At 64.2% G+C, this 18777-nt stretch carries 18 protein-coding genes; 9 read left to right on the forward strand and 9 right to left on the reverse strand.

Going from position 1 to position 18777, the window contains the following annotated elements; all coding sequences use genetic code 11:
• Positions 1-451: 451 nt before the first annotated feature.
• A complete protein-coding gene (locus CK218_RS30705) occupies positions 452-610 on the forward strand; it encodes a hypothetical protein (protein WP_164747355.1) in 159 nt (52 codons plus the stop codon).
• Between the two features lie 17 nt (positions 611-627).
• Here the strand turns inward: CK218_RS30705 and CK218_RS20815 are convergent, their stop codons facing one another.
• Positions 628-801: a hypothetical protein gene (locus CK218_RS20815; protein WP_210201073.1), complete on the reverse strand. Its 174-nt coding sequence runs from the start codon at positions 799-801 to the stop codon at positions 628-630.
• A 567-nt stretch (positions 802-1368) separates the two neighbouring features.
• Here CK218_RS20815 and CK218_RS20820 point away from each other — a divergent pair.
• Both CK218_RS20820 and CK218_RS20825 read left to right on the forward strand, forming a co-directional pair.
• Positions 1369-2769: a sensor histidine kinase gene (locus tag CK218_RS20820; protein WP_067321944.1), complete on the forward strand. Its 1401-nt coding sequence runs from the start codon at positions 1369-1371 to the stop codon at positions 2767-2769.
• Positions 2766-3410: a response regulator transcription factor gene (locus CK218_RS20825; RefSeq protein ID WP_066992920.1), complete on the forward strand. Its 645-nt coding sequence runs from the start codon at positions 2766-2768 to the stop codon at positions 3408-3410. Before CK218_RS20820 ends, CK218_RS20825 begins: the two co-directional genes overlap by 4 nt.
• A 182-nt stretch (positions 3411-3592) precedes the next feature.
• Here CK218_RS20825 and CK218_RS20830 read toward each other — a convergent pair whose 3' ends face one another.
• The 3 genes from CK218_RS20830 to CK218_RS20840 form a co-directional block, all read right to left on the reverse strand.
• Positions 3593-4081, reverse strand: coding sequence for a hypothetical protein (locus tag CK218_RS20830; RefSeq protein WP_095828736.1), 489 nt, complete (start codon positions 4079-4081; stop codon positions 3593-3595).
• Between the two features lie 592 nt (positions 4082-4673).
• Complete coding sequence (locus tag CK218_RS20835) at positions 4674-5252, reverse strand: hypothetical protein (RefSeq protein ID WP_348628730.1); 579 nt, start codon at positions 5250-5252, stop codon at positions 4674-4676.
• A gap of 238 nt (positions 5253-5490) precedes the next feature.
• Positions 5491-6378, reverse strand: a complete 888-nt coding sequence (locus CK218_RS20840; protein ID WP_095828738.1) for an EamA family transporter — start codon at positions 6376-6378, stop codon at positions 5491-5493.
• 578 nt (positions 6379-6956) lie between these two features.
• Between CK218_RS20840 and CK218_RS20845 the strand changes: the two genes are divergently transcribed.
• From CK218_RS20845 to CK218_RS20860, 4 genes are all read left to right on the forward strand, one after another.
• A complete protein-coding gene (locus CK218_RS20845; RefSeq protein ID WP_095828739.1) occupies positions 6957-8108 on the forward strand; it encodes an acyltransferase in 1152 nt (383 codons plus the stop codon).
• Positions 8108-9220, forward strand: a complete 1113-nt coding sequence (locus CK218_RS20850) for a glycosyltransferase family A protein (protein WP_095828807.1) — start codon at positions 8108-8110, stop codon at positions 9218-9220. Before CK218_RS20845 ends, CK218_RS20850 begins: the two co-directional genes overlap by 1 nt.
• 112 nt (positions 9221-9332) lie before the next feature.
• A complete protein-coding gene (locus CK218_RS20855) occupies positions 9333-10358 on the forward strand; it encodes a glycosyltransferase (protein WP_095828740.1) in 1026 nt (341 codons plus the stop codon).
• Complete coding sequence (locus CK218_RS20860) at positions 10355-12127, forward strand: ABC transporter ATP-binding protein (protein WP_245435120.1); 1773 nt, start codon at positions 10355-10357, stop codon at positions 12125-12127. The genes CK218_RS20855 and CK218_RS20860 overlap by 4 nt, the downstream gene beginning before the upstream one ends.
• Positions 12128-12489: 362 nt before the next feature.
• On the opposite strand, the gene minE is transcribed toward CK218_RS20860, so the two are convergent.
• From minE to minC, 3 genes are all read right to left on the reverse strand, one after another.
• Positions 12490-12762, reverse strand: a complete 273-nt coding sequence (minE, locus tag CK218_RS20865) for a cell division topological specificity factor MinE (RefSeq protein WP_042638296.1) — start codon at positions 12760-12762, stop codon at positions 12490-12492.
• Complete coding sequence (gene minD / locus CK218_RS20870) at positions 12759-13574, reverse strand: septum site-determining protein MinD (RefSeq protein ID WP_067321964.1); 816 nt, start codon at positions 13572-13574, stop codon at positions 12759-12761. The genes minE and minD overlap by 4 nt, the downstream gene beginning before the upstream one ends.
• 108 nt (positions 13575-13682) lie before the next feature.
• Complete coding sequence (gene minC / locus CK218_RS20875) at positions 13683-14546, reverse strand: septum site-determining protein MinC (protein WP_095828742.1); 864 nt, start codon at positions 14544-14546, stop codon at positions 13683-13685.
• 516 nt (positions 14547-15062) lie between these two features.
• On the opposite strand from minC, the gene CK218_RS20880 reads away from it, so the two are divergent.
• Both CK218_RS20880 and CK218_RS20885 read left to right on the forward strand, forming a co-directional pair.
• Positions 15063-15272, forward strand: coding sequence for a cold-shock protein (locus CK218_RS20880; RefSeq protein WP_066992896.1), 210 nt, complete (start codon positions 15063-15065; stop codon positions 15270-15272).
• A gap of 217 nt (positions 15273-15489) precedes the next feature.
• Positions 15490-15678 carry a hypothetical protein gene (locus CK218_RS20885; RefSeq protein WP_095778968.1) on the forward strand — a complete coding sequence of 63 codons (189 nt, stop codon included), beginning with the start codon at positions 15490-15492 and terminating at the stop codon, positions 15676-15678.
• A 91-nt stretch (positions 15679-15769) separates the two neighbouring features.
• On the opposite strand, the gene CK218_RS20890 is transcribed toward CK218_RS20885, so the two are convergent.
• Together CK218_RS20890 and CK218_RS20895 are read right to left on the reverse strand one after the other, a co-directional pair.
• Positions 15770-17290, reverse strand: coding sequence for an FAD-dependent oxidoreductase (locus CK218_RS20890; RefSeq protein WP_095828743.1), 1521 nt, complete (start codon positions 17288-17290; stop codon positions 15770-15772).
• 90 nt (positions 17291-17380) lie between these two features.
• Entirely contained in the window at positions 17381-18253 is an 873-nt protein-coding gene (locus CK218_RS20895; RefSeq protein ID WP_095828744.1) for a ferritin-like domain-containing protein, read from the reverse strand.
• Positions 18254-18777: the final 524 nt, after the last annotated feature.

Raw genomic sequence — 18777 nt, forward strand, 5'->3', positions numbered from 1 at the left:
GGGTTAGCCCAAACTCCCCCGTCCATCACGCTCTATTGAACAACTGTGAATGATCGCCAGCTTCCCCCAAACCCTTGATTGTGATGATTATCCGACCGCCAGAGCACACCCAACAATGTCGCTCTCAGCAAGGAAAAGGGCTCGCGTCTAAACGCCGCGAGCCCTTCTCTTTTGCGTCACGCGCTTTTTGTAAGGGCCGCGCACTGTGGGCTTCTCGGCTTCGACAAGCGCAACGATGTTCGCGATTCTCCCAAAGCTGGTCGGTGACGCCCGTTTCCGTCTATTTCCAGACGGGGCCTAGGCGAAAGCGCCTATTCTGATCGGGGGTGGACTTCAAACTGACCTGCTACCCAAATTAGCGATCTCTTGTATTTCTAGAAAATGAGGATCATGCTTGGCTCAATGCGTGGCAACCTGATGCGCAGCGGGGTGGATAAAAGGGTAAGGCGCCATGGAATTCGCAGTCTGCTATGACCACAGCGTGATCGATCTGGCTTGGTCGATCTTCCTCGGCATCACGACGGTTTTCATGTTCTTGGCGCCATTGGCCGTTGCGCGGCTGATTGCGATCTCGCGCGGGGCACCTGTCGGACGGCTTCAGCCGGCCTGACAGCCGAGAGGCCTCTCCTAGCCGACGATTTTTAGGCCAGGCACTTCACCGAACAGCGCCGAGCAGTCGATCTCGTCCAGGAAAAGCGCGTCGGGATCGAGCACCAGCCACGATGTATGCGTACGAAGATCCCTCAGCCTTGCGTTCTTTTCGGCGCGCGCCTGGCGCTCCGCCTCGGCAATCGAGGCCAAGCCTGACATCTCGGCCTTGTGAAGGTGAGAACTCCTCGACATAGCGAGACAAAACGCGGTCGCCCTATTTTGCGTTCCAGCCCATCCGCCTGAAAACGAATGCGGTGATCATCCCCGCGAGCACGACCGAAAAGCCGGATGGCCAAGGCCACCCCAAGCCGCCGCACGTTTCATTCGCGCCGCCATCGCTACGAGCGGCCCGGCTCGAATCAGCGCAGACCCAGAAAACTCAAAATGGCGATCACGATGACGATAGCACCTACGATCCAGATGATGTTGTTCATGGTCCTCTCCACATGTCGGCGGTCAGGAAACGCGCCTGCCAAGGGGGCATAGGCCGAAGTTTCTTTCGGAAGCCCTCGCAAAGACCTCAACACTTAGAAACTGCTAATGTTCCGCCCGCATCTGTGCCGGGGGCCGAACTAGGCGTTCTTGGCACCTGGAAGCGGTTTCTGCAGCCTCGACGGCCGCGCTGTTAACCGCTCGCCTGAAGGCCGGACCAAGGTCGGTGTCGCAAATGCCGCGGCTGGCCTATACTCTTTGTCCGTGGTGGGGTGAATCGCGCGAATGCTCAGGGAGACCTTGAAGCGACTTGTGCAAATCTGGAGCGGGCTGTCGCTGGCCTGGCAGTTTGTGATTGCCGGCGGCATCGGGCTTTTGGCGGTGATGCTCGTGGTTGGCCTCTGGGTGACGTCGCAAATCCGCGAAGGCGTGATGCACAACTCCGCCACCACGACGGCGCTCTATGTCGACAGCGTGATCGCGCCGCTGCTGCCGGACCTGCGCAAGAGCCGCGAGCTCGACGACACGGTCAAACGGGCGCTGGACGAGACGCTCGGCCAGGGCGCGCTCGGCAAGAGGCTGGTGTCATTCAAGCTGTGGCGGCGCGACGGCACGGTGCTTTACGCTGATAACTCGAAGCTGATCGGCAAGACGTTTCCGCCCAACCCCAATCTGATCTCGGCCTTTGCCGGCAATGTCGTGGCGGAATTCAACAACCTCGCCGACGATCCTGAGACCAGCGAAGAGAAAGCGGTGACCGCGCCGTTGTTCGAGATCTACAACCCCGTGCGCGAGCCCTGGTCGGGCGAAGTGGTGGCGGTGTCGGAATTCTACGAAGTCGCCGACGATTTCCAGGAGACGCTGAACTCAGCGCTCAGATGGACCTGGCTGGTGGTGGCCGGCGCCACCGCCGCCTCGCTGGCGCTGCTGTCGGGCATCGTGTTTCGCGGCAGCCGCACCATCCAGACGCAGCGTGCCGCGCTGGAAGCCAAAGTCACCGAGTTGCAGGAGGCGCTGGCGCAGAACTCGTCGCTACGCCAGCGCGTCCAGCGCGCCTCGCGGCGAGCCACCGCCATCAACGAACGCTACCTGAGGCGCATCGGCGCCGACCTGCATGACGGCCCGGCGCAGCTGGTGGCGCTTGCCGCGCTCAGGATGGACAGCCCGGTGCTGGTCGACCCCGCCACGCCCAAGCCGCAGCGCGAGGCAGAAATCGCCGGCATCCATAAGACCCTGGGCGAAGCGATGAGCGAGATACGCGGCATCTGCAACGGCCTGGTGCTGCCGCAGATCGAGACGCAGGCGGTGGCCGACATATTGCGGCTGGCGGTCGCCGAGCATGAGCGCCGCACCGACACCAAAGTGCTGCTGACGCTGCCGGAGCGCTTGCCGGAGCTCGGCACCTCGGAGAAGATCAGCATCTATCGTTTCGTGCAGGAGGGACTGAACAACGCCTTCCGGCACGGCAAGGGCAAGGGCCAGCAGGTGAGGGCCACGATGAAGGGCGGCAAGCTTTTGGTCGAGGTGCAGGACACCGGTCCGGGCTTCAATCCTGCGCGAAGCGAAGGCCTCGGGCTCGCCGGTCTCAGGGAGCGTATCGAAAGCATTGGCGGGCAGTTCGAGACGCTTTCGGGCCCGGGGGGAACGAGACTGGTAATCACATTGTCTGTCGAGGAGCAGCCGTGACCGCACCCATCCGCATCGCTATTGTCGACGACCATCCGCTGTTTCGCGAGGGCGTGGCGCGCAGCCTCGGCGAGATCGGCGGCTTCGAGCTTGTCGGCGAAGGCGCCAGCGCCGAGGACGCCGAAAAGCTGGTCCGCGCCAGCGCGCCCGACGTGCTGCTGCTCGACATCAGCATGCCCGGCGGCGGCCTCAATGCGCTGGCCAGCATCCTTTCGGCGGCGCCTGAGCAAAAGATCGTCATGCTCACCGTGTCCGAGACCAATGCCGATGTCGCCCAGGCGCTGAAGGCGGGCGCGCGGGGCTATGTGCTGAAGGGCGTCGGCTCCAAGTCGCTGGCCGAGATCCTGCGCGACGTCGCCAACGGCCAGAGCTACGTTTCGCCGACGCTTTCGGCCCGGCTGCTGTCGGATCTCTTGCAGCCCACCAGCCGCAAGCCCGACCCGCTCAGCCAGCTCACCGGCCGCGAGGCCGAGATCCTGGGGCTGGTGGCGGAGGGCCTGAGCAACAAGGAGGTCGCGATGCGGCTGTCGCTGCAGGAAAAGACGGTCAAGCACCACATGACCCGAGTGCTCGCCAAGCTCAACGTGCGCAATCGGACGGAGGCGGCGCTGCTGATGCATGAAGCGAGAGAGAGGAATTAGTGAATAGTGGAAAGTACGGTGAATGGTGAAGCGTCGGCGCGTTCCCATTCGGTGAAGTGCGTTTCGTTGATTACTGTTCCCTATTCACCATTCACCGTCACTTCAAAAGCAAATCACCCCCGCCTCTGAAGGCGGGGGTGACATGCGAAGGCGCGGGAAAAGGGGGTAGCTTCTCTCGGCCCTCACAAGCCTAGGAGACGGGCCAGATCCTTCTCGGTCGCCCGGCGCTCGACGATGGTGCGGCCTTGCGCATCGCTCATCTCGAAGCGTCCGTTCTCGATCTCTTCCTTCATGCCGTTGCGGTGGATGATGGTGATCCTGTTGCCGTCGATCTCGACGATGTCGCCCGTCGCCGCATTGACACGGCTGGCGGCCTTGCCGCCGGGGCTGGTGTTGCCTTTGCCGCTGTTGTTGCCAGGACCGGCATTGGCATTGCCGCCACCGGCATTGCTGTTGCCGGAATTGCCGCCAGCGTTTCCGCCGCCGCTGTTGCCCCCGCCGCCGTTGCCGCCGCCATTGCCGTTGCCGCCGCCGTTGTCGGCATAAGCGGTGGCCACCAAGAGCTTGGCGAGGCTATTGGACGTGAAATGACCAGGCGCGGCAAAAAGCGCCAGCGCGGCCGCGGCGCGCAGCGTAAGGCGGACAAACCTTTTTGAGGCGGGTTCGCGCATGCCGTCCTTGGTTCATGCCGGTTCCGCCTCGGCCCTGCCGAAGTTCCGCTCTCAGCCCGCCAAGGCAGAACCGGTGTCTTGACCAGACAAGATTCACGCTTTGGTAAGGTTACGGAAGCGGCCCACGACCCATGCCATCTCCGGTCGGACCTTTTTGCAGTCACTTGGGGACCATTGTCGCACCACCCGGGAACACAACTGGAGGCTGCGACTGCCGTCGCGTTAACCAAAATCGCTTGGAAAGCGGTTAGCAATTCATTATGACTGTCGCACGCGAGAACGGCGCGGACACTCAACGAACCGCGGCATGCTACGGCGCATACACCCTCCTGGGCGGAAAAGCGCCGTATCCTTTGGTTTGCGCATGAATTGTTTCCCGGACTGCGGGGGCATGCGCCAAGAGCCCGCCTTATCCGGCAGCCGTCTCAAGGGCCCCAAAAAAGTACCCCCGCCAAAAGGCGGGGGCAAGGTGAGCAGCGGGAGTTCTGTCGTAAGACGATCAGGACCGAAGAGACGAAGCAAAAGGTGGCAACCTGATTTTGCAGCGCTGGCTTTTGGCCCCTTAAGATCTAATCCAGATAGAACCTCGCTCTCACAAACTCTTTAGGCGATCGAGATCGGCCACTGTGGCCTTGCGCTCGACGATGGTGCGACCAAACTTGTCCTCCATCCTGAAACGGCCGTTCTCGATGCTCTCCTTCATTCCGTTCCGGTGCGTGACCTGGATGCTTTTGGCACTGACCTCGACCTTGTCGCCGGTCGCTGCATTCACATGATCATCGACATCGGCGGCTCCGGCAGCGTTCGTTGCGCCCTTGCTGTTGCCGCTGTTTCCGTTGCCGTTGTTGCCGCCCGAGTTGCTGTTTCCGCTGTTGCCGCCCGAGTTGCCGTTCCCGTTCCCGTTGTTGCCGCCGCCATTGCCGTTACCGTTTCCGCCGCCGCTGTTCCCACCGCCATTGCCGTTGCCATTGCCGCCTTTGCCGGCATAGGCCTTGGCCACGACAGGACCGTCGAAGGAGAGATGAAAAGGCGCGACAACAAGCGCCAGCGCAACAAGCGCCCGCAAGACATGCCTGCAGCCCATGCGCGATACGCGCATCCCAATCTCCCCTTGCCAGCCATCCGACCCTTCGGCCGAACTACCCCACCGGCAATGTCGCAACATCAGCATCCCTAATCAACCCGTCGTGGGGAAGTGGCCCACGACCCTTGTCTTGCTTTTTCAGACCTTTTTCGCAGCGATGTCGGACCTAAGTCCTATCTCAACCACCAGATGTGATCGGGCACGGTTGCGCGCACGGCTTCTTCTGGCGTGAATAAGCGCGTGAACCGCTTCGCGCAACGCGCTGCGAGTGGTTGTTCTATGCTCTCCCAAAACCGCCGCGCCCTCAGGCGACATGCATTGATCCTTAACAGGTTGACGGAACCGGCGCTCTCGCCGTCACGGCCGCGCCGAACGCGGCGGCAATCACGGCGCCAATACCGGCGCATTGCAAAACGCTCAAGCTCTCGTGCAGGAAGAGAAACCCTGTCAGCGCGGCGCCTGCGGGTTCCAGGCAGACGATCATGCCATAGACTTTCGCCGGCATTTTGGCGAGCACCAACATCTCCAGCCAGAAGGGCAGCGCGCTGGAAAACAGCCCGACGACGACCGCGGCCCCCATGACATGCGGGTCGGTGAGATAAGGTTCGGCTGCGGTGAAGCCGAAAGGCAGCGCGACCAGCGCGGCGATCGCCATGCCATAGGCCGAGGTGCGGGCGCCAAGCTCGGCGCCGGCCTTCTGCGCGAAGATGATATAGAGCCCCCAGCAGGCGCCGGCGGCAAGCGCAAGCAGCACGCCGATCGGATCGAGCCCGCGGCTGATATCGGCGAACGGCGAGAGCAGCACGACGCCGGCGACGGCAAGCACCACCCAGACGAGGTCGAGAAGGCGCCTCGAGCCGAGTGTGGCGACAAAAAGCGGGCCGGTGAACTCGAGCGCCACGCAGATGCCCAGCGGAATGCGCTCGAGCGCGGCATAGAAGAGCAGGTTCATCACCGAAACGGTGACGCCATAGGCGGCGAGCCAAGGCAATCCCTTTCGCGTCGGCAGCACTTTCCATGGCCTGAGCACTGCCGCCAGCATCAACGCGCCGATGACGAGCCTCAGCATCGTTGTGCCCTCGGCCCCAAGGACCGGAAACAGGCCCTTGGCGAAGGCGGCGCCAACCTGCACCGAAAGGATGGCGCTGAGCAGGCCAAGCACGGGCAAGGCCCCCAGCGGCGCCTGCGGTTTTGCGATCGGCGTCGACGTCACTTCTCCATCCCCCGCGCCCAGTCCGAGGTGGAGATAGAGACTGGCGGTTCCCTTGTCTTGAGGCAACGGGGCCGGATGGTTGGACAAGACCTCTAAGGTCTCGCGACTGGTTTGCTGCACCGCACAAGACTTTGAAAGTCAAAACAGTTTTCACAACGCCGCTTAGCAATGTTCAGCTAAGTGAGGCGTTACTGTAAATACAGGCCGAAACACGCGCTCCGGTTGCAGCGAAAAGCCCCAACATCCTTGGCGATAAATACTACCAAAGTCGGACCAAACGCCCCCTGCGTATATAGGACCATAGGCCAAATCGCCCGCGGACAACTTTGTTCTGCAACCTTCCCGATCACAGCTTTATTTCAAACCCGTAAGCATTGTGTGTTGCGCCGCAACATAAGCCGAGACAGATGTTAACCAGCATGGGCAGTGGAGGATGCCGCTACGTTGAGCCGAATGGGCATTCCGCTGATAGCCAAGGACGGCACTCTCGCCCCGGACGGAGATTCGTCGACAGGCCGAGCCGGCGTGCTTTGCAGGTCCAGCGCAGGATCTTACGGCGGAGCCGGGGGACCCCGCCAATGACAGGTCAGCGCGACATCCAGCTTGATGCAGTGCGAGCTGTAGCCGTCACGCTGGTGCTTTACGCGCATTTCCTTGCGCCGAACGGCACCTCCTTCCTCGGCCATCTCGGCGTGCGGCTGTTCTTCGTGCTCTCCGGCTTCCTGATCACCCGGCTTTTGCTGGACGCGCGTGACAGCAACGCATTCGCTTCCGGGCCAGCGCTGCGCGCCTTCTACGCCAGGCGCATAATCCGGATTTTTCCGCCTTATTTCGCGGTGCTGGCCCTGGTCTGGGTCACCAATCTGGAAGAGTCCAGCTCGTCGCTTGCCTGGCATGCGCTTTATCTCTCGAACTTCTGGTATGCGCTGCGCAACGACTGGAACCCCTGGCTCCTCTGCCATTTCTGGAGCCTCAGCATCGAGGAGCAGTTCTATCTCGCCTGGCCGCTGATCGTGCTGCTGGCGCCGCGCCGGCGTATCGAGGCGATCACGATCGGCGTCATCCTCTTCTCGTTCGCGTACCGCTTCTACTGGCCGCTCACCGCCAACCCGGCGCTCGCCCGGGACCTGTTGCCGCCGGCCTCTATGGACGCGCTCGGCTGCGGCGCCCTGCTTGCCGTTCGCCGCGCCAGGGGCGCCGATGTGCCGCGCTGGATGCGGCTCGGCTGGCCGGCTTTCGCGGTCGTTTTCCTGCTCGTCGTCTGGTCCGATCCGGGACCGGCGAACTCGGCATGGGAGTGGGGGCACTGGGCGCTGGTGCAGGTGCTGCCGCTGGTGCCGCTGGTGGCGATCGTCGCCGCCTGCTCCAACGGCCTCGGCGGCAGGCTCGGCAAGCTGGCCGAACTGCCACCGCTGCTTTTCCTCGGCCGCATCAGCTACGGCGTCTATCTCTACCACCCGATCCTTCTCGCCTACGCCGTCAAGGCGCAGCCCTGGATCCCGCTCAACGTCTCGGAGCAAGGGCCTGGCCGCTTCCTTGTCGCAGGCGCCGCCACGCTGCTTGTCGCCTCACTCTCCTGGGCGCTGTTCGAAAAGCCGCTCAACAGTCTCAAGCGCTATTTCCCCTATGTCGCGCGGTCGCGCGCGGGCATGGCGGGCGAGACAAGCTGGATAGGCCCGCCGGCCAGCGTGTCCGCGCTCGACCTGCAGCGAACCGAGGCGAGGCGATGATGGCGAGCGCCACTCCTCTCATCTCCGTGCTGCTGCCGGTCTATAATGCCGAGCCCTATGTCGGCGCTGCAATCCAATCGATCCTGCGGCAGGACTACAGCCGGCTCGAGATCATCGCGATCGACGACGGTTCGACCGACCGGTCGCTGGAGATCCTCGACCGCTGCCGCAAGGCGGATAGCCGTGTATCCATTATTTCACGCGAGAACCGCGGTCTCGTCGCCAGCCTCAATGAGGGGCTGGCGAGCGCGCAAGGCGAATTGGTCGCGCGTATGGACGCCGACGACTTCGCCTATCCCTGGCGGCTGTCGCGCCAGGCGGCGCTGTTTGCAACGCGCCCCGAGCTCGGCTTCTGCGGCTCGATCGTCGACATGCTGGTGCGTGGCCGTATCGCGTCCGGCAGGTTCGACCCGGTGTTCCGCCTCGACCTCGCCGTGCTCGCGAAGTTCTTCACGATCTTCATGCACCCGACCGTGGTCTACAACCGCCGGGTGATCGGCGAGGCCGACCTTCATTACGACGCCGCCTACCGGCATGCCGAGGATTTCGACCTCTTCCGCCGGCTCGCCGACCGTTATCCGGCGGCCCTGATGGAGGAGAGGCTGCTGGTCTACCGCGTGCATTCCGGCAGCGTGACCAGCCGGCATGTGGAGGAGATGCGGCGCACGCATCTCCGGATCGTCGGCGAAAACCTCGAGCGCGAGGGTCTGACAGACGATACCAAGGACCTGCGCGCCATCGGCGATCAAGTTTCCGTCGCGACGGTGGCCGGGGCGGCGGCCTTCATTCGCGCGCTGGAAGAGCGGATTGCCGCGCTGCCCGCGGCGGTGCGCCCGAGCTTCGAGGCCGGTGCGCTCAACCTCTTCTATTTCCTCTACCAGCTCGTCAACGACGAGGAGCAACCCGCGCTCACGCATGAGCTTTTGACGCTTTCCGCGAAATGGAACGCGATCCGCCGCCGCGAGCAATATGCCTTGCGCCCCGGGGCCTGGGCACCGTGGCTCAGCCAGGCTTCGATGTGGGCCGGCAAGCAGGCCGACAGGCTCGCCTACCGCTTCAAATCCACGCCGGCGGCATCGGTGCTGGCGCCTTACAGGATGGAGGCGGCATGAGCAGCTTTGGCCGCGTCCACTCGCCGGCGGTGGAAATCGGCGAAAGCCGGCGCGACAGCCAATCTCCCCTGACAAGCGGGGAGGTCAGCAGCCTCAGCGCTGAGCCCTCTCCATGAACGACGCGCGCCATCCCCTGCCCCGGCACCCGGCCCTGCCCGCGCCTCCCTGGCCCAGGCAGCGGCCGCAGGTCTCCTTCATCGTCTGCACCCGTGACCGCGCGGCGGTGCTTGAAGCCTGCATCGATTCGATCCGTGCCGCCTGTCTTGCGCATCCCGCCTTCGCCGCCGAACTGGTGGTGGTCGACAACGGCTCGCGCGACGGCACGGCGGAATATCTTTCCCGGATCGCCGCGAGCTCCGACATTCCACTGACGGCGATCTCAGAGCCGCGGCCCGGGCTGGCGGCGGCGCGCAATGCGGGGCTGGCGCGGGCGCGCGGGCGCGTGCTGGTCTTCATCGACGACGACTGCAGGCTCGACCGCAACTACCTCGCCGATCTCCAACGGCATGATGCAAACGGCGAGAAATGGCTGATCCGCGGCGGCCGCGTCGAGCTCGGCGATGCGCGCGACCTGCCCTTCACCATCAAGCGCTGCGACGAGCGCCAGCGGCTGACGCCCGCCGTGCATCCGGGCGGCTTCGTGCTCGGCTGCAACATGACCATGCATCGCGACGTCGCCGCTCGCATCGGCCCCTTCGACGAACGCTTCGGCGCCGGCGGGCCGCTGCGCTCGGCGGAAGACACCGACTACCTGGTGCGCGCCATGCTCGCCGGCATGGCGGTGGAATATGTGCCCGACATGACGATCTTCCACCACCACGGCCGGCGCGGCCGCAAGGCGATCGATCGGCTGCACCGCGACTACCATTTCGGCAATGGCGCGCTGTGTCTCAAGCATTTCCGCCGCGCACCATGGCTGCTTCGCCATTTCTATTGGGCGGCGCGTGCCGCCACGCGCGAGCTGATCGGCGGCCCGCGCTTCGACCAGGATCTCAGGCTCTCGCACTGGCCGATCGTTTTGATGAACCTCGCGGGCGCGGCGAAATTCATGACGCTCGTGCTGGCCGGCCGGCCCGATCGGCAGCCGCCGCACGCTGAGGAAGCCGCCGAGGTCAGCGCGGAGGCCGGCGCGCCATGAGCGGGCATCCGACACTGGCGATGCTGCGGCGGGCGCTCGGCCGCCGTCAGCTCGGCCTGCTGCCCGTCGTGGTCGCGCTCGGGCTTGCCAGTGCTGCGCTCGAAGGCTTCGGCATCGGGCTGATCATTCCGCTGCTCGGCATCATCATGGGACATGGCGAGGCGACCGGCATGGCCGGCCTTTCCGCCCTGCTGCAGAAGGTCGGCGCCGGGCTCGGCGAGCGCGAGCGCCTGATCGCGATTTCGGCCGCGATCCTCGGCTCGATCCTGCTCAAGAACCTGCTTGCCTTCGCCAATGCGGTGCTGACCGCGCATATCTACGGCAAGGCCGGCCAGTCGATCCGCGGCGCGCTCGCCGAACGCCTGCTCAGCGTCGGCTATCCGTTCTTCTTGAAGGAGAGCCCAGGGCGGCTGCTCAACATCATCTCCAACGAATCCTGGCGGGCGTCGGACGCCATGCAGGGGATGCTGGGCGCGATCGTCAGCGCCTCGGCGGCGGTTATCCTGCTTGCCTTCCTGCTGCTCTTATCCTGGCAGATGACGCTGCTGGTGATGCTCGGCCTGGCGCTGGTGCAAGCGGCACATATGGCGCTGTCGGCGCATCTCAAGGCGCCGAGCCGCAGCGTCGCGGCGCGCAACAGCGCTTTAGCCTCGCAGATGCTGCACCTGGTGCATGCCGGCCGTCTCATCCGCATCTTCGGCCAGGAGGCGCGCGAGAAGGCGGCGTTCGAGAAGGCATCGGACAGCGTGCGGCGGGCGGCCTTCACGCTTTCCAGCCGCCAGGGCGCGCTGGCGCCGCTCACCGAAGTGCTGCACGCCGTGCTGTTCCTGGCGGTGGTGATCGGCGCCTGGCTTGCTGGCCTGAGCTTCCCGTTGGTCGCCGCCTTCCTCATCCTGCTTTACCGCCTGCAGCCGCATGTGCGCGCGCTGCAGATGACCTGGAGCCAGCTGCAGGGGCTTTCCGGCTCGCTGGAGGAGGTGACCTGGCTGCTCGACCCCGAGGGCAAGGCCGCGCCGCCCACGGGCAGCCGTCCGTTCGCGGGACTCGGCGGAAAGATCGCCTTCGAGGGCGTCAGCTTCAGCTATGCCAATGAGGAGCAGCGCGCGGCGGTGCTGCATGCGGCGAGCTTCGACATCGTGAGCGGCCGTTCGACGGCGCTGATCGGCCGCTCCGGCGCCGGCAAGACGACCATCGTCAACCTGCTCTGCCGCTTCGTCGAGCCCGATGGCGGCCGCATCCTCGTCGACGGCGCGCCGCTCGGCGAGATCGACCCGGCCGAATGGCGGGCGCATATAGCCCTGGCCAGCCAGGACCTGGAGCTGGTCGACGGCACGATCCTCGACAACATCACCTACGGCAAGGACACGGCCAGCGCGGAAGAGGCGCGCCGGGCGGCGATGCTCGCCGAGGCGCATGGCTTCATCGAGACGCTGCCGCAGGCCTACCAGACGGTGGTCGGCTATCGCGGCGTCAACCTGTCGGCCGGGCAAAGGCAGCGCATCGCGCTGGCGCGAGCGCTGCTGCGCGACCCCGACATTTTGATCCTCGACGAAGCCACAAATGCAGTGGACGGACTCTCGGAAGCGGCGATCGTGGAAACGCTGAAATCGCGCGCCGGCCGCCGCACCACGATCGTCATCAGCCATCACCACTCGACCATCGCGTTCTGCGACGACCTGGTGATCCTGGAGCATGGGCGGGTGAAGAAGCAGGCGCCGTTCGCGGAACTGGCGGCACGCAGCATGGATGAGCTGTACCAGCCGGAGTGAGGGGGCAGAGGCGCTGAACATCGCGGTCTATCGCCTTCGTCATCCTAGGGCGGAGCAAGAAGCGCAGCGACGCGCGCAGACCCTAGGACCCATGCCGGAACGTTAGAGCGACGCCGCGGCGCAGAATTCTGATCGGCCGCGTTCTTCGGCCGACCTCGCGGCATGGATCCTCGGGTCAAGCCCGAGGATGACGAAGAGTTAGCGGCGCCGGAGAGGCCAAGACTGATAGGCCGGTGCAAAAGCGCCGGGGTTCTACCTCCATGCTTGGGGAGGTCGGACCGAAGGTCCGCATGGGGTCGGCACCGACCCCGCCCCGATCCGCTTCTCGGATCGACCCTCCCCACGAGGGGGAGGGTAAGGAGTCACCCGGCCATCGCGAGCGGCGCGGCGCTCTTGTTGGGGATCTGGATGTCGATCTCCAGCGTCGACATCGTCGCGCCGCGATCCATCGAGACCTGGAGATAGTCCTGGTCGATCTGCACATGCTTGGCAATGACGGCCATGATCTCCTCGCGCAGGATGGAGACGAGGTCTGGCTGGCCACGGCTCTGGCGTTCATAGGCGAGCAGCAGCTGCAGCCGCTCGCGCGCCACAGGCGCACTGGTGCGCCGCTTGAAGAGGTCGAGAATGCTCATGCCGCCCTCCTTCCGAGAAGCCGTTCGAGGAAACCCTTGCGCTCGAAGGGGACGACCACCGGCAGGTCCTCGCCTTCCAGGCGCCGCGCCGCCTCGAGGTAGGCCTTGGCGGCGGTGTTGATCGGCTCGCTGAGCGTCACCGGCGCGCCGAGGTTGGAGGCCCTGAGCACATCCTGGCTTTCCGGGATGATGCCGAGCAGCGGCGTCGAAAGGATCTCCAGCACGTCGTCGATCGACAGCATCTCGCCGCGCGAGGCGCGCGTCGCGTCATAGCGCGTGACCAGCACGTGCTTCTGGATCAGCTCGCCCTGCTCGGCCTTCATGGTGCGGGCGTCGAGCAGGCCGATGATGCGGTCGGAGTCGCGCACCGAGCTCACTTCCGGGTTGGTGACGATGACCGCCTCGTCGGCGAACCGCATGGCAAGCTGGGCGCCGCGCTCGATGCCGGCCGGGCTGTCGCAGAAGACATAGTCGAACACCGAGCGCAGCCGGGCGATGACTTCGGCAACGCCCTCCTCGGTCAGCGCGTCCTTGTCGCGCGTCTGCGAGGCCGGCAGCAGATAGAGCGTCTCCAGCCGCTTGTCGCGGATCAGCGCCTGCGACAGTTTTGCGGTGCCCTGGATAACGTTGACGAGGTCGAACACAACGCGGCGCTCGGCACCCATGATGAGGTCGAGATTGCGCAGGCCGACGTCGAAATCGACCAGCGCAACCTTCTTGCCGGTCTTGGCCACGGCAGCGCCGAGCGCGGCCGTCGAGGTTGTCTTGCCGACGCCCCCCTTGCCCGAGGTGACCACGACTACCTTGCCCATATATCCAGCCTCCGTTGGCGATTTTTATTCTCTGGCCGTGCCGGGCACGGCGGACTCATGAAGGACAATGGCACGCGAAACCGGTCCGAAGCTTGCGCGGCCAAAGACTCAGCCGAGCGGCACCACGCACAGCGCATCGTTTTCGAGGAAGGCCTGCACCGCCTTGCCGCGCGAAACACCTTCCATCTCCTCGGCCGTGGTGTACCAGCCGTCGACGGCGAGCAGCTCGGCCTCGTTCTTGCGGCAGAAGATGCGCGCCGATGTGTTGCCTTCCGAGCCGGCGATCGCCCGACCGCGCAGCGTGCCGTAGACATGGATCGAACCGCCGGCGACGATTTCCGAGCCGGACGCGACGGAGCCCAGCACGATGACGTCGCCATGCGGATGAAAGACCGACTGCCCGGAGCGGATCGGCGCCTTGATCATCAGGGTGCCGGCGGAAGGCTCGTGCCGTGCCGGTGCAGCACCCTGCCCCGACCCGGCCGGTTCCGACTTGGCTGCTTCGGCGGCTCGCGCGTTCTGCGCATCGAGCTTCGCCAGCTCATCCTGCGGCGCCCTCATTTGCCCCGGCTGCACGTCCTCGACCGTAGCCGTCTCGACCGTGATCTCTTCCGCCTTCGCCTTGCGCGCGGCCCTGCCCAGCAACCCCTCGGCGGTCGCCTCCTTGGCGCCGGCGAGCAGCGGCGGCAAATCGGGGCCGAGCTCGGCGCCTTCGAGCTCGATCGCGTAGACGCGGATGCCGCGCCGGGCGAGCGTGCCGACAAGTGCTGCGATCTCCTCCGGCCCCGGCTTCAAAATGTTGAGATCCAACACTACCGGGCGGCCGTTGAAATAGCCCGGCGAGTTGCCGATCCAGTGATCGAGCCCCTCCAGCCACTCGTCGATCGGCGCCTCCGGCGTCAGCGTGAAAGCGACGAAGGAGCGGGCGCGGAAGCGGATGGATTTGTTGTGCAAAGGGGCGGCGAAGGTCACGGCCAGACGAATCCTTACTCAATGGTTAAAGGGTGCCGGGCGAATGGTTAACAAAAGGTTAATTTTGCGGGTGGCGGCCGCTGAGGAACTGGCGCGTCTAAGTTTTGTGGCGGGGTGGTCACAGTACCCGCCGCAGCGTCTATCCAGCACACAATTCGACACATGGCGTGAGCCGGCAGGGAACGCTCAGCGGGGCTAGCGGGCCAACAATCTGCTCGGAATTTCGGTTCTCGGCGCTTTCATCGACGCAAAGCGGAAGCCCGCTATTGGAGTCGGGCGACGCAGGCGCAATTAGTCGCCCGGAAGCTTTTCAGACAACGGCCGTCGATAATATTATTTCGCCTCGCCTTGTCGCCGCTGCGGTTAAGCGCTATGTTTTTCCAATCGAACTTGTTGAACGAATGTTGTTTCTGCGCCTCGGCGCCCTGACGATCTTCCCTCTCAATTTCGAAGACTGCGACGTTTGGCACGCAGCCAGGCGACGATGATTTGCGTCGATTTGAAAGGCAAAATCGTATGACTACTGGAACCGTGAAGTTTTTCAACGCCACGAAAGGCTTCGGCTTCATCGAGCAGGGCAATGGGCAGCCGGACGTGTTCGTCCATATCTCCGCCGTCGAGCGGGCCGGAATGCGCTCGCTAGCGGAGGGCCAGAAGGTGAGCTTCGACATCGTGAAGAACCAGCGGAACGGCAAAAGCTCGGCGGAGAATATCCAGGCGGGCTGATGCCGTGCATCCATGGCCTTTGACCGCGGATGTACCGGCATTGGCCTTGGAGCACTTTGGTTTGCGGATGTCTTCGGCCCGAAACCGGTTCCCGTTTTCGGGCGACATGTTTTGGGATTTCACGCATGTCTTTCCGTAACCGGTTCCCACTTCGGGAGACATGCTTTGGGAGGTCGGGCTTGCCCGGCCTTCTTCGTTTCAAATAGCGAGGTAGACCATGGCCGAAACCAGTGTGTTCAAGCCGAAGGGCGACGCCAAGAGCGAAGCCACCACGAAGACGGCGCGCACGATAATCGAGGGCGAAGCGGCAGCGCGGCAGGCAAAGACGGAACGGCTCCGCGCGGCCAGGCTCGCCCGCGGGCCGGTTGAAACGGAGCCAAAGAAGAAGCCGGCAAGGCGAAAATAGCGACAGAGGTGGGAAAGTCCCACTTCTCCCGACGCGATTCGACTCGACTTCCCGCGGCTGGGAATCGCCGATCCAATGCCCTCCAGCCGAACTATCCCAAAGGCCGGATGGCCGGGCCGTTGAGGACAGTCCCGTCCGGCGCGAACTGCGAGCCGTGGCAGGGGCAATCCCAGCATTGCTCGGTCGAATTCCAGTGCACGATGCAGCCGAGATGCGTGCAACTCGCCGAATGCCGGTGCAGCTTGCCGTCGCGATCGCGGCACACGGCGAACTTGCTCAAGCCGTCCTGAAGTATGCCGCCTTCGCCAAGCTCGAAGGCGTCGGCCGACTTGACCTCACCGGGCAGCAAATAGCCGGCAAGGTTCTTCACCGTCGTAAGGTTCTCATTGACGTAGTGCGCGAGCGCGGCGGGCGGCGTCCGGTCGGGGGCGTAGACGGCTTCCCAGGAGTTCGAGCCGTCCACGATCAGATCGCGGATCAGCAGTCCGGCCAAGGCGCCATGCGTCATGCCCTGGCCGGAGTCGCCGGTGGCGATGAAGACGTTGCCGTTGCCGGGGCTTCGGCCAATGAAGCCGCAAAAGTCGATCGTTTCGAGGACCTGGCCGGACCATCGCGCTCGTTCTCCGCCAAGATCGGGCACCAATGCCCTGATCCAGGCTTCGAGCGCGACAAAGCGCGCCGCGCCGTCATCCGCTTCGCCCGATTTGTGATCGCGGCCGCCGGCGATGAGACAGTCCGTCTTGCCGGGACCGGGATTGAGGCGGACATAGTAATAGGGATCATCCATGTCCCAGTAGAGCGCATCCGGAAGGGTTCCCCTGGCAATGTCGAAAGCCATTGCATAGGTGCGGTAAGGCGCCATCTTGCTGTGGATCTTGACCCAGGTGTTGATCGGGGAATTGGTGGCAAACACCGCGTTCGAAGCCGTGACGGTGGAGCCGCCGTCGCATTTCAGGCGAACCTTGTCCCCCTCCTCGATTTCGATGACGGCGCTGTCGGCGAATGCCTTGCCGCCTCGTTTCTCGAAATCGGCCAGCAGCGCGCGCAAATATTTCAGCGGGTGGATGGTCGCCTGGTCTGGATAGCGCAGGATGGGCGCCGATTCATGGCCCTTGAGCGGCACACCCTTGCCATGCTCAGCCTCGGCGCCGATCTTTGCCGCAGCCGCATACTCCTTGTTGCATTCTCTGGCGGCCTCCTTCTCGTCCATCCATGCGGCCGGGAACAGGAAGCCGTCCAGCCGGCGGAAATCGCAGTCGATCTCCAGCGTGGCGACATGGCGTTCGATGCGGTCGACGGCGGCCTGCTGGCTTTCCTGGAATCCCCGCGCCAGAGCCTCGCCGCGCATGTCGATCAGCGCGCTCAAGCCGTCGTCGCAGATGGGTGCCAGATGGGCGGTCGTGCGCGATGTCATGCCGCCGAGCAAGGGACCGCGATCTACGAGCACTACCTTGCGTCCCGCCAATGCCAGTTCGTAGGCGATGGAAACGCCGGCGATGCCGGCGCCGATGACGGCTACGTCACAATGCTCATCCTGCTCGAGGCAAGGCGCGTTGGGCAAGCTGGTGTCGAGTGTCCAAAAAGATCTGGTCGCTTCGCTGCTGACGTTCATTGCCTGCCTCGTCGAAACGAAATCGGATGCCCGCGCCGAATGCTGCTCGGCCCGGGTTGCAGATCATCGTGACCGGCTCCACCCTAACGGCTAGGTGCTCTTGAGCGTTCCGTTCATCCCGTTCGGGTAAAAGCCGCCCTTGCTCACACCCGACTGATCGGTCAGATAGACGATGCGCAGCACCTCCTGCGGCGTCCTTGTGAAGGCAATCGCATCCGGCGTCGAAGGAACGACGTTGGCCTTGCCGTCGACCTGAATGCCCTGGTCTTTGTCCTCGTTCCCATCGATCTTGTCGCGTGCGTCGGAAACCGCATTCGCCGCCTTCCAGGCCTTCTCGCCCATGCGATAGAGCGATGATCGCGCCATTCCCATGTGATAGGCCTCGACCGCGAGAATTCCAGCCGCGGCAGCGAGGAATTCCTTGTTCTTCAGGACAGTTGCCGCACCGGCGTAGGCGGTGACACCGACGTCCTCGAACAGCATACCGCCGAGCACGAAATTCATCTGATTGCCAAACGCATCGAAATCGTCGCCGAGGCCGGCCGCCTTGGCGACCGCGGCGAAGCCGGCATCGAAATCGATCGCCGGCCGGTCCACCGCGTTCGACGCCAGCGTCTTGCGATAGAACCTGACGTGGGCGAGTTCGTTTTCCGCGACCTCGCGCATGAATTCACCGAGCGCGGGCGTATCGAAGGCAACCTTTTTGCCGCCGACGACGTCGCCGGGTTTGGAGCCGATGTCCGAGTCCTCGATGCCTTTTCCCGTGGTGCCGCGGAGGTAATATTCGGCCTCCATATATTCCAGATTGAGCGCGAAGCGGAAAATGTCTTCGTCTTTTATGTCGTCCTGCGCGACAGCAGACGAAGTCGCAGCAATGCCGGCCGCTGAAGCGAGGGTCGCTCCAAGACCGATTTGCAGTGCCCGGCGGCGACAAACATGAAGTGAAGGCGTGACAGCGGTCATAGCTTCCTCCCGAAGCCCGCCTGTCAACCGGTTTGGCCTCAATGAGCGGGCCAGCCGCCAAACTTCGCAGAAGGCAGAATGTTCCTGAAAAGGCAGCCGATATGGCTTTGCTCGGCGAAGTCTGTGCGACCGTAAAACGGACCGGTCGCGGCGCTGGTGCGGTTTTGCGCAGGCAATGGCTCGAGCCCTGTCGCCCGGGCGGGCGCCGGGCTTGCATGCGGGGCGGCGACGGGTGTCTCACTTTCACCTCGGCGCCATGAACAAAGGCCCGGGAGATGGCCTGCCGCGCTCGGCTTCCCGCTCCAGCCTGACGAGAGCTCAAGCCGCCAGTTGCACCCTCACCGGCTGCGGCGATCATGACGCCGGCGAGCAGGCCGTAGGCGGCTTGCCGGGCCTCGCGCACCTGAGGCGTGAAGGCCGCCTACAGTCCGCCACTGCGTCCGCAACAATAACGCATTCGGCCAATGTTGAGTTACAAAAGAGTGCCTCGCGCCAGATTCAGCGGCCCAGCGTCACTTCGCAGG

The organism is Mesorhizobium sp. WSM3879 (genome assembly GCF_002294915.1).
Classification (GTDB): Bacteria; Pseudomonadota; Alphaproteobacteria; order Rhizobiales; family Rhizobiaceae; genus Mesorhizobium.